The organism is Cyanothece sp. BG0011, assembly GCF_003013815.1.
In the GTDB taxonomy this organism is placed as follows: Bacteria; Cyanobacteriota; Cyanobacteriia; order Cyanobacteriales; family Microcystaceae; genus Crocosphaera.
Map to the genome: position 1 here is coordinate 1 of NZ_PRLH01000074.1, position 11,205 is coordinate 11,205.

At 34.4% G+C, this 11,205-nt stretch carries 10 protein-coding genes and 1 pseudogene; 10 read left to right on the forward strand and 1 reads right to left on the reverse strand.

From position 1 onward, the window contains the following. From C4E06_RS10240 to C4E06_RS10280, 9 genes and pseudogenes are all read left to right on the forward strand, one after another. Positions 1-224, forward strand: a pseudogene (locus C4E06_RS10240) (phosphopantetheine-binding protein); the annotation flags it as partial. A gap of 266 nt (positions 225-490) precedes the next feature. After that, a complete protein-coding gene (locus C4E06_RS10245) occupies positions 491-1,948 on the forward strand; it encodes an MBOAT family protein (RefSeq protein ID WP_107667979.1) in 1,458 nt (485 codons plus the stop codon). After that, positions 1,948-3,198 carry an NAD(P)/FAD-dependent oxidoreductase gene (locus tag C4E06_RS10250; protein ID WP_107667980.1) on the forward strand — a complete coding sequence of 417 codons (1,251 nt, stop codon included), beginning with the start codon at positions 1,948-1,950 and terminating at the stop codon, positions 3,196-3,198. The genes C4E06_RS10245 and C4E06_RS10250 overlap by 1 nt, the downstream gene beginning before the upstream one ends. 15 nt (positions 3,199-3,213) lie before the next feature. After that, the gene (locus C4E06_RS10255; RefSeq protein ID WP_107667981.1) at positions 3,214-3,756 is read left to right on the forward strand and encodes a Uma2 family endonuclease; all 543 of its coding nucleotides are present in this window, start codon (positions 3,214-3,216) and stop codon (positions 3,754-3,756) included. A gap of 33 nt (positions 3,757-3,789) precedes the next feature. Beyond that, complete coding sequence (locus tag C4E06_RS10260) at positions 3,790-4,359, forward strand: Uma2 family endonuclease (RefSeq protein ID WP_107667982.1); 570 nt, start codon at positions 3,790-3,792, stop codon at positions 4,357-4,359. A 232-nt stretch (positions 4,360-4,591) separates the two neighbouring features. Beyond that, on the forward strand, positions 4,592-6,727 hold the full coding sequence (locus C4E06_RS10265) for a DEAD/DEAH box helicase (protein WP_107667983.1): 2,136 nt from the start codon (positions 4,592-4,594) through the stop codon (positions 6,725-6,727). Between the two features lie 47 nt (positions 6,728-6,774). Next, positions 6,775-7,395, forward strand: coding sequence for a DUF2290 domain-containing protein (locus C4E06_RS10270; RefSeq protein WP_198648515.1), 621 nt, complete (start codon positions 6,775-6,777; stop codon positions 7,393-7,395). Positions 7,396-7,507: 112 nt separating this feature from the next. Then, complete coding sequence (locus C4E06_RS10275) at positions 7,508-9,037, forward strand: YifB family Mg chelatase-like AAA ATPase (protein WP_107667985.1); 1,530 nt, start codon at positions 7,508-7,510, stop codon at positions 9,035-9,037. A gap of 582 nt (positions 9,038-9,619) precedes the next feature. Next, on the forward strand, positions 9,620-10,360 hold the full coding sequence (locus tag C4E06_RS10280) for a KilA-N domain-containing protein (RefSeq protein ID WP_107667986.1): 741 nt from the start codon (positions 9,620-9,622) through the stop codon (positions 10,358-10,360). A gap of 35 nt (positions 10,361-10,395) precedes the next feature. Here the strand turns inward: C4E06_RS10280 and C4E06_RS10285 are convergent, their stop codons facing one another. Continuing rightward, on the reverse strand, positions 10,396-10,707 hold the full coding sequence (locus C4E06_RS10285) for a ribbon-helix-helix protein, CopG family (protein ID WP_107667987.1): 312 nt from the start codon (positions 10,705-10,707) through the stop codon (positions 10,396-10,398). Positions 10,708-10,808: 101 nt separating this feature from the next. Between C4E06_RS10285 and C4E06_RS10290 the strand changes: the two genes are divergently transcribed. Then, positions 10,809-11,205: DEAD/DEAH box helicase family protein (locus C4E06_RS10290; RefSeq protein WP_198648516.1), on the forward strand; the 397-nt coding region annotated here is incomplete at its 3' end.

Consider the following 11,205-nt stretch of genomic DNA (forward strand, 5'->3'; position numbering starts at 1 on the left):
GAGACTTAGAAGACTGGTTAGACTTAGACCTTCCTGATACTTTATTCTGGGATCATCCCACTGTAGAAAAATCAGCCAAGTATCTCGAAGAAAATTATGATCTGGCTGATGCAGTGAGTAATATCGAATCAGAAGAAACAGTAACAGAAGAACCCATTAATCAAACTCAAGATAACAACAACGATAAAAAAGGATGGGGAAATCTTTTTGGAAGATTCAAGTAAAAGATAAACCATAAAATATCAATAGGGTTAGTCAAGTGTTATCCTTGACTAACCCTAATTTTTAATGAGTCAGTAAATTGTAAACTTTCAGATTTTTTTCGAGTTTACTTTTGCCTTTTGCCTTTTGCCTTTTGCCTTTCGCGTAGCGGTATATTTGTGAGCTACTGAAACGCGACTTGACCTGCTATAGTATTAAAAATTCTATCTTTTGTTTCTGTGGAACTCAATCATTGGGTTTCATCCCTTAAATGTAAATTATTATATGTATGAATTACTCTGATTTTTCATTTTGGTGGATTTTAATTTTATTTAGTGTTCCCTTTTTTACTGTTCGCTATATCGCCCAGTCAGCGAATTTATGGCGTGGGATTTTCGATACTATTGGCCTATTAGCGTTATCATTGCTGCTGTTTTTCCATGCTAGTCGCTCTAGCTTTATTATCTTTGTAGCTGAGCTTATTTTTAACTATTTGATGGTGCAATGGATGTTGCGATCTCAAGGTTGGAAAGCCAAGTTAATCGCCACTATTGTCATTGTTATTAATGTTTCTATTTTAGCTTATTTTAAATACCTAACTTTCTTTGTTGAAGATGTTATTGGTTTATTAATTAATGTTCCGAGTAATTGGCAACAATCATCCCCCATTCCTGTGGTAAATACCATTCCTCCAGGGGTTTCCTTTTATACGTTTCAGATGGTGGCTTTTGTCGTAGATTCTCTTAACGCTAGAAAAAAGAAACCCATCGCTTTTCTTGATTATCTGAACTTTGTTGCCTTTTTCCCTCAAATTGTCGCAGGCCCCATTGAAAGAAGAAAAGATTTATTTCCTCAGATTGAATCGTTTCGGTTTAAATTTAAGGTAGAAAACTTTGAAACAGGGTTAAGATGGATTTCGTTAGGCTTGTTTATGAAATTTGTTTTAGCGGATAATATTGCCCCTTATATCGATTTGAGAATTGCGGATAATGCTTGGACAGTTTGGTTTTTTGCCCTATTATTCACCCTAAGAATTTACTTTGATTTTGCCGGTTATAGTTTTGTTGCTGTGGGTATTGCCAGCTTTTTAGGCGTAAAATTAACGGTGAACTTTCTAGCTCCTTATACCTCCCAAAGTATCAATGAATTCTGGCGACGTTGGCATATTACGTTAAGTACCTGGTTTAGAGATTATGTCTTTTTACCCTTAATGGGATCAAATAAAAAATGGGCCGCTTTTTACCTATTCTTAACTTTTACCTTATCAGGATTTTGGCACGGGGCAGCCTGGAATTTTATTATCTGGGGTGCTTATCACGGTGCATTATTGTTAGTATTAAGATATTTAGGTCGTCCCTTCTACGGAGTAGTGGGAAGTTATTTTCCTCGTCCTCAAATTATTTCCTGGTTATTAACCTTTTTCTCCGTCACCCTAGGTTGTCTTTTCTTTATGGAAACCAACAGTCAACGACTGCTAACTAAATTAATAACGATTCTAACCCCTTCGGCCTATTCCTGGAGAAATTTACAAGCTGTGTTTGGATCGTATAGTATTAACGAAACATCAGCATTGTTGCTGGTTTTAGCCTTATCACTGTTTGTCCTTTTAATGGAACATTTAGCAGTGTGGCAAGGTAAATTTGAATATGATTTATTATTATCCCGTTGGTTGTCTCCTGTTTTATTAGCGTTAACCATTTTATTAGCTGCTAATACACCATCTGAGTTTATTTATTTTGAGTTCTAATGAATACTAAAAAAACGATTAATATCTGTGTTTTAGGAGGAGGGTTTAGCGGTTTATATACTGCTTTATACCTTAGTAAAAATCCTCATGTTAAATCAGGTGATTGGCAAATCACCTTAGTTGAACGTAATGACAACTTTTTATTTACTCCCCTATTATATGAATTAATTACGGGAGAATTGCAACGGTGGGAAATTGCCCCAACTTATCAAAAGTTATTGGCAGGAACCTCTATCAAATTTTGTCAACATATTGTTAAAAAAATTGACTTAAACAATCGTCAGATAAAACTCGATAATGATAATAGTTTAAGTTATGATTATCTGGTTTTAGGGTTAGGTACTCAAAACCGTTGGGTGGATATTCCAGGGTTAAAAACCCATGTTTTAACCTTTAGAACCTTAAAAGATTTAGAACAGTTACAAGCTAAAATACACTATTTAGAAACCTTAGATAGAAAGCATCTCAGAGTGGCTATTATTGGCGGTGGACCCAATGGGGTAGAATTATCTTGTAAGTTAGCTGATCGGCTAGAAAAACAAGCAGAAGTATTATTAATTGACCGAGGAAATCAAATATTAAAAGGGTTATCTAAAGGAATTCGTAAAGCGTCTTATCGTGCCTTAGGTTCCCGTGGTGTTCAAGTTTATCTTAACACAAATGTAGAAACAATTCATGAAAATTCTATTACTATAAATTATGGTGAACAAACTATTAATGTTCCTGTGGATATGGTTATTTGGGTGGCTGGAACTGAATCAAAACCATTAATTCAATCTTTAAATTGTCAACAAACTAGTTCAGGTAAATTATTAATCAATTCTAGGCTACAATTAATAGATTACCCCGAAGTATTTGCTTTAGGTGATTTAGCGCAAATAAGTAATAAAAATAAATCACTCCCAGGGACTGCACAAGTTGCGTATCAACAGGCTAGTTGTGCAGCTAAGAACATCGCGGCCATCATCGAAGGTAAACCCTTAAAATCTTTTAATTATCTACATTTAGGGGATATGTTAACCTTAGGAAGAAGAACTGCTATTATCTCTAGTTATGGCATTAATATTAATGGACAAATAGGGGGTATACTACGACGATTAGCTTATATTTTCCGTTTACCTACCATGCGTCATCGTCTTCAAGTGTTAAGGAATTTTGGACAAAAAATAGGGTTAAAAATTCGTCGTTTCTTTCGCAGTATTATAGCTAATTTATTAGGACAAAAGTCATCTAGTAAATACTTAAAATAATTCTTTCGATAATAAATGATTAAAACGGCTAAACTTTCGGTTACAGAATATGAAAAAATCGTCGAAACGGGAATTTTTTCTAATCGCCGTATTGAATTAATTGAAGGAAACTTAATCGAAGTGAGTCCAGAAACCCCTTATCATGCTAACTGTAATAATAAAATCTATAAATACTTTCTGACCTTATTTAACAGTTTAGCAGATGTGCGATCGGCTCATCCTATTAATCTTATTACCTCTGAACCACAACCAGATTTAGTATTAGCAAAACTTCCTGATAGCTTATATGACAACAAACATCCCGAACCAGAAGATATCTATTTATTAATTGAAATTTCCTATTCAACCTTAAGCTATGATTTCAACGAAAAAAAAAGAGTTTATGCTAAGTCAAATATTCAAGAATATTGGATAGTTGATCTTGAAAATCATCGCTTAATTATCTTTAAGTTTCCTCATGGAGACGACTATCAAAATCAACTTGAATTAAAAACAGGTTTTGTTTCCTGTTTGGCTTTTCCTGATGTTACTATAGAAGTGAATAAACTAATTAATTAAACTTCGAGATTTCGAGAGTTTCTTCTTATTCACATGAACACTATAACCCTGAATGTTCAACCAGTTCAACTGACGGATGAAGAGTTTTATCAACTTTGTCAAGTGAATGAAGCCTGGCGACTAGAATTAACGGCTAAAGGAAAATTATTAATTATGTCTCCACTGGGTGGAAAAAGTGGCAAGAGAGAAGCTAGATTAATTAGTAAATTATGGCTGTGGAATGAAGAAAATAACTTAGGTGTTGTGTTTAGTTCATCGACGGTTTTTCGTTTACCTAATGGGGGAAAACGTTCTCCTGATGTCGCATTGGTTAAACTAGAAAGATGGAATAATTTGACTGAAGAAGATCAAGAAAAGTTTCCCCCTTTATGTCCTGATTTTGTCATAGAATTACGTTCTCGAACGGATAAATTAGAAGACTTACAAGAGAAAATGTTAGAATATCTTGAAGCAGGTTTACTTTTAGGATGGTTAATTAATCCCCAACAGCAACAAGTAGAAATTTATCGTCAAAATCAAGATAAAGAAATTATAGCCCTTCCTGCTAATTTATCAGGGGAAAATATGTTACCTGGTTTTGTTTTAGATATCCCTATTATGTAATTATTATCTAAGGTTTTACGTCCATTTTTAACCAATCAAATACTTGTTCTACAGGTTTATGTTAATAAAAATTATCTTTTTCAGTGTACAAAACATTATACAATTTATGATATAATTTATTTTATAACTTAAAGATTTGAAGATTAACTGAGATAATAATGATTAAAAATAAGAGAAATAAAGCAAAACCTGATTTTCAATATTAACTCTTTCATATAAAAAGGAAAAAACTATGGTTAATGTCATTAGAGGAACTACAGATAAACCTGTTTCATCTAAAAAATTGGGTGAATATTTTGAAGCCAGAAATGATATTGAAGGCACTTTATATTTAGGATATCCGATTATAGGAACTGCTCAAGGCGGTTATCAAATTGATGCACTTCTAGTTTCTAAACAACATGGTGTTATTATTTTTCATATTGTAGAAGGGACTCATACTGATCTAGAGCTTGAAGATATTCAAGATGAAAATATAACCAAGTTAGAATCTAAATTACTTCAACATAAAGAACTTTTAAAACGACGAAAGTTAATGGTAGAAATGTCGGTAGTTACCTATGCACCAGCTTGGTCTCAATATCCTGAAGATATAGACATTCAAGAATATCCTATTTTAATTACTAAGGAGGATTTAGATAATTTTATTGAATTATGTTCATGGGAAAATAATCAATGTTTTGAAAAAGTAAATTCAGTTATACAAGCAATAACAACAATTAGTAAAAAAAATCCGAGAAGCTATGTAACAAAAGAAAATTCCAGGGGAGCAAAATTAAAGAAAATAGAAGAATCTATTGCCAATTTAGATGCAACTCAAAATGCAGCAGTTCTTGAAACCGTTGAAGGTGTTCAACGAATTAGAGGATTAGCTGGTTCAGGAAAAACAATCGTTTTAGCTTTAAAAGTTGCTTATCTTCATGCTAAACATCCCGATTGGAATATTGCGGTAACTTTTAATACTCGTTCACTAAAAGGACAGTTTAAAAAACTGATTAATAATTTCACAATAGAACATACTAATGAAGAACCTGACTGGGAAAAAATAAATATAATTCATGCTTGGGGTAGTCCAAAAATTGAAGGGATTTATTATAATTTTTGTAAGATTCATAATATTGAGTATTTAGACTTCTCTAAAGCTTCTTTATTAACATTTGAATATGGTAAAGAATTTGATTATGCTTGTGAAAAAGCCTTACACAATACTCAACATATTAAGCAATACTATGATGTCATTTTAGTAGATGAGGCACAAGATTTTTCTAAATACTTTTTGAGAGTTTGTTATGAAATATTAAAAGAGCCTAAACGTTTAGTTTATGCTTATGATGAATTGCAAAGCTTAAGTGACAAAATGATGCAATCCCCAGAATTACTTTTTGGGAATAATAAATATGGAGAACCAAAAGTTAGACTTGAGAATGCGTCAGGAGAGCCAAAACAGGATGTTGTTTTAAATACTTGTTATAGAAATTCTCGTCCTATTTTAGCTTCTGCTCATGCTTTGGGTTTTGGAATATATCGAGATCAAGGTTTAGTTCAGATGTTTGATGAAAGTCAATTATGGTTAGATATTGGTTATGAGATAGACGGAGGCGAATTAAAAGAAGGAAAATTTGTAAAACTAATTAGACCCAAGGAAACAAGTCCCAGATTTCTCGAAAATCATTCACCAATTGATGATTTAATTCTTTTTAAAACCTTTAATAATAATCAAGAGCAAATTGAATGGTTAGTAAAAGAAATAGAAAATAATCTTAATAATGATGAACTGAGATATGATGACATTATGGTTATTCATACTAATCCTAAAGATACAAAAACAGCAGTGGGGAAAGCTAGAGAGTTACTGTTTGATAGAAAAATCAATAATGTTTTAGCTGGTGTAACAACAACTCCTGATGTATTTTTTGAAGAAAATTCTATCGTTTTTACTGGTATTTATAGAGCTAAAGGAAATGAAGCAGCTATGATTTATATAATCAATGCACAAGAATGTTTTGAAGGTAGTGAATTAGATCAAGAAAGAAATATTTTATTTACGGCAATAACAAGAAGCAAAGCATGGGTAAGAGTTCTTGGTTATGGTTCAAATATGAAAAAATTGGAAGAAGAATTTAATCAAATTAAAGTAAATAATTTTTCTCTTAATTTCACATATCCTACTGAAGAAGAACGAAAGAAAATGAAACTTGTTAATAGAGATATGAGTCAAGCAGAAAGGAAAAATACGGAGAGACAAAAGAAAGATTTTATAAAAGCAATTAATATAGATGATAAAGAATTAAAAGAATTAGTAGCTGAATTACCCGAAGAAGCTAAAGAAAAGCTAAAAAGATCATTAGAATCAAATAAGGATGAATAATAAAGTTCATGATTAATCATCAGGACATTTTAAATGATATTCAAACTATGACAACTCAACTGATAAGAGTAGGTTTGTCTGTACAGCAAAACTTTCCAATTTGTAAATCTTTTCCTGATAAAGTATATGAAGTTACTTATGCTAATATGCAAGATTTATCTATTGTTTTGAAAAATAGAAAATATGAAGAAATTTATGATGAGTTAGAATCTAACAATAATTATAATATAAAAATGATTGATGGAGCTTTACTGCAACTTTTATACACATATAAGACAAAAAAATTAATTCGTCACAGATTAGCTTTTTTTCCATCTCCTTATTTAGAGTCTTTTCAAAATGAACCAGAAATTTATGAAGACGATGAAATATATGCTGATATTCTAGAAAAGAATATTATGGCTGTACCGATAAGATTTGATTATGATCCTAATGCTTTTCAAGAAATTGATCATCCTAAATCTCATCTCACTTTAGGACAATTTAAAAATTGTAGAATTCCTGTTTCTTCTCCTATTACACCTAGTTTATTTATTTGTTTTATTTTACGAAATTTTTATAACACTGCTTTTCTAAAGTTTTCCAATGAATTAACATTCCAACATACTTTATTTGATGAAACGATTACTAATCTTGAAAAAAAGCTATTACATATTGCTATTTTTTGAAGCTTGATGATAAAAAATTGTGTTTTTCGCCAATTTTCTAGACAGTTGCTAATATTTTTCTAATTTCTGGGAATACTAACCCTGAATGCAAACAATTAAGTTATAAAAAATCATGTTAGTCAGGGTTTGGTGTGCTTCCTTAGTGGGTATTGATGCGGTAAAAGTTGGGGTAGAAGTAGACGTTGCCGGAGGACTTCCTGCTATCACAATTGTGGGATTACCAGACACCGCCGTACAAGAATCCAGGGAAAGAGTAAAAGCAGCCATTAAAAATTCAGGGTTTGCCTTTCCCGTGCGAAAAATAATTATTAATTTAGCCCCGGCTGACTTACGCAAAGAAGGCCCTTCTTTTGACTTACCCATTAGTGTAGGTGTCTTAACCGCCTCAGAACAAGTAGATGCCCATTTATTGGGGGATTATTTGTTTTTAGGAGAACTCTCCCTAGATGGCAGTTTGCGCCCCGTGACCGGCGTTTTACCCATCGCTGCTAAAGCGCAACAGTTAGGGATCAAAGGGTTAGTAGTGCCGGCGGATAACGCCCAAGAAGCAGCCGTCGTCAAAGGTTTAGCGGTTTATGGTTTCAAACACCTCTCCGATGTTGCTGACTTCCTCTGTCAACCCCAAAACTATCAACCTGTCACCTATCAACCCCCGAAAAAGGATGATTTAAGCCCTATTTTTCCTTTGGATCTCAAAGACGTTAAAGGCCAAACCCACGCCCGTCGCGCCTTAGAAATAGCTGCTTCTGGGGGACATAATTTAATTTTAGTGGGGCCTCCTGGAAGCGGAAAAACCATGTTAGCCAAGCGTTTACCTGGCATTTTACCGCCGTTATCATTCTCTGAGGCGTTAGAAGTGTCTCAGATCCATTCTGTGGCTGGTTTACTGAAAAATAGAGGCTCTTTGATACAAGATCGTCCCTTTCGTAGTCCTCATCATTCTGCGTCGGGGCCGAGTTTAGTGGGAGGGGGAAGTTACCCGAAACCTGGAGAAATTTCTCTTTCTCATCACGGTATCTTATTTTTAGACGAATTAACGGAGTTTAAGCGCAATGTGTTGGAGTTTCTTCGTCAACCGTTAGAAGATGGTTACGTTTCTATCTCTCGTACTCGTCAGTCAGTGACATTTCCTGCACAGTTTACCCTCGTCGCAAGTACGAACCCTTGTCCCTGTGGCTATTTCGGCGATCCCATTCAACGCTGTACTTGTTCCCCCCGTCAACGAGAACAATATTGGGCTAAACTTTCGGGTCCATTGATGGATAGAATTGATTTACAAGTGGCGGTTAACCGTCTCAAACCCGAAGAAATGACGCAACAGGTTACAGGAGAGGGATCGGATAGTATTAGAGAGAGGGTAAAACTAGCCCGCGATCGCGCTCAACATCGGTTTAAGGAGGATACTTCGGTGTCTTGTAATGCACAGATGCAGACATCCCATTTACGGCGTTTTTGTGCGTTGGATGATTCGAGTCGTAACTTATTAGAAGGGGCGATCCGAAAGTTAGGGTTATCTGCAAGGGCCATGGATCGAGTGTTAAAAGTATCTCGTACTATTGCTGATCTTGCTGATGATGACACGGTTAAAAGTTATCATGTTGCTGAGGCGATACAGTATCGAACCATTGACAGAATGCAGTGATTTTTGTGACTTTACCTATAAGTTTGCCACAAATTGAATCATAATCTTGCCGTTACTGTAGCTATTAACCTAATTATATCGTTGAAGTATTGCTACAGTTCTTGTGTACTTTGAACCATAATTTTGCCGAGAGTGGATTTTTGAATAATAAACTTGCCACCAGTATTTGTTTAGTTTGATTATAAAATTGCAAACTTTAACAATAAAATTACTGAAATTAATTTACTAAAAATCAGTAAAGATCAATTTTTTAGTATTTTTGAACTATAAAAATTATGTGACTAGAATTTTAGTGAACACTACCTATTGAGTAGATAAGATTTTAAATACACTATATGTAGTGCTTAGTAGCTATAGAGCAAATCTGAGTCTGTCTGAATTATGTGTTGAAACTTGATTAACCAATTATTAAGAAAAAAATAGACGAAGAGCTTGCTATTTTTTTGTTTTTTGGGTTATCCTATCAAATAGCTTAAAAAAATTTTGTTTTACAATTAACATCTCGACTTTACTTAGATTTAACGTTGAGTAAAGTTGAATATTTACCTCGCTACATCATCTTATTCGGTATTGATTGAAAAAATGAAAAGCAATAACTTAATTGCCTTAAAGTACCAAGATACACTTATTTCTGTTGACCCAACTAATAACTTAGTTAGTCTAACTCAACTTTGGAAAGCTGCTAACAGCCCAAAAAATAGAGATCCTCGACGGTGGACAGAAACAGATGGATCTGCTTTATTTCTGTTGGCACTAGAAAAAAAATTAAATGTCGCTACAAACGACATTTTAAAAACAGTGCGTGGACGCAATGGAGGTACGTGGGGACATTGGCAAGTAGCCTTAGCTTACGCAAAGTATCTTGACCCTAATCTTCATATTCAGGTAAATGAATGGGCAAAACGCTATGTAGAGGAAGAAGTTGATCCCGAAAAGGGAGTTGACCGAGCCGTTAAAAACTGGAAGCGTCAAGGCAAAACCGATAAATGGATTCAAACTCGATTAGAGAATAAGCAAGTTCGCCATCAGTTTACCAGCACATTGCAAGAGCATGGTGCGTCCAAACCTTTCCATTACGCTAATTGTACTAATGCTATTAATAAGCAGGTTTTGGGTGGAACCTCTAAAGAATTAAAGCAAACAATGGGACTGGCAAAAAGTGCCAATTTAAGAGATAACCTTTCAAGAGTGAAAGTTGCAGCTTTAGGATTAGCAGAAGCTTTAGCTGAAGAGGATATCGAAGAAAATCAACGTCAAGGCTATAAGCAGTGCTTACAAAGCTGTGATGAAGCAGGAAACAAAGTTAAACGAGCATTAGCTTAATAATCAAAGCGTTTCGGTAATAAATCGGAATGCTTTTAAGTTTTGTTCGATGGTAAGCGTTCGATGCAATAGGTGACTAGGCGACTCATTTCATCGACCCGTTTACCTAACGCTTCAGTTTTCTTCCTGTCCTTTTGATATTCAGTTTGAAGCTTATCAACGGTTTTTTCTAAAGAATTAATTTTTTCTTCAAACTCTTCGTCGTTTATCTCTAAATGTTTTGCTATTGCTTCTCGTATCACCTGCGCTCTGTCTTTTTCATCCAAGACAGCACGGGCATCTAGTGCCTCCAACATGGTTTGAGACAGTCGAATGGAAATTGTTTTATCTTTACTGGTTCTTGCCATGCTAATGATATTCAAATGAGCTACACTTGAGATACGAGAGATACATCTGAGTTTCCAATGATCTACACACTACCCAAATTTTAACATCGGAGGTTTAATTTATGAGTAATCAGTTCAATCCCAGAGACTGGCAAGCACGGTTTGTAAGGGAATATCAAGCTAATCCACAAAAAAATACACTACTTGAAGGTTGTACCGCAGCAGGAAAAACAGGTGGGGCATTGTACACCTTTGTTTCACTAAGAAGTACCCTCGATTGGGACTTCCTTGTTGTTGTCACACCATCAGAACATCTAAGAAAACAGTATGCTCAAGATGCACATCGGCTTTTTGGCTTAAATCTTTATCATTCTGGAACTGATAATAGGTCAAAAGGATTACCTAACACAAAACAGCTATCAGGAGAGAACTACCAAGGTATCGTCATTAGTTATCAATGGTTAACGAAACGTGAAAATGCTCAAAATTTGGCTAACGATCTACAAAGAAACTGGAAAG

What these genes read in the sequence shown, in the direction of transcription:
- C4E06_RS10285 (WP_107667987.1), bottom strand. Translation starts at nt 10,707, where the DNA reads ATGGCAAGAACCAGTAAAGATAAAACAATTTCCATTCGACTGTCTCAA.
- C4E06_RS10245 (WP_107667979.1), top strand. Translation starts at nt 491, where the DNA reads ATGAATTACTCTGATTTTTCATTTTGGTGGATTTTAATTTTATTTAGT.
- C4E06_RS10255 (WP_107667981.1), top strand. Translation starts at nt 3,214, where the DNA reads ATGATTAAAACGGCTAAACTTTCGGTTACAGAATATGAAAAAATCGTC.
- C4E06_RS10250 (WP_107667980.1), top strand. Translation starts at nt 1,948, where the DNA reads ATGAATACTAAAAAAACGATTAATATCTGTGTTTTAGGAGGAGGGTTT.
- C4E06_RS10275 (WP_107667985.1), top strand. Translation starts at nt 7,508, where the DNA reads ATGTTAGTCAGGGTTTGGTGTGCTTCCTTAGTGGGTATTGATGCGGTA.
- C4E06_RS10270 (WP_198648515.1), top strand. Translation starts at nt 6,775, where the DNA reads ATGACAACTCAACTGATAAGAGTAGGTTTGTCTGTACAGCAAAACTTT.
- C4E06_RS10280 (WP_107667986.1), top strand. Translation starts at nt 9,620, where the DNA reads ATGAAAAGCAATAACTTAATTGCCTTAAAGTACCAAGATACACTTATT.
- C4E06_RS10260 (WP_107667982.1), top strand. Translation starts at nt 3,790, where the DNA reads ATGAACACTATAACCCTGAATGTTCAACCAGTTCAACTGACGGATGAA.
- C4E06_RS10265 (WP_107667983.1), top strand. Translation starts at nt 4,592, where the DNA reads ATGGTTAATGTCATTAGAGGAACTACAGATAAACCTGTTTCATCTAAA.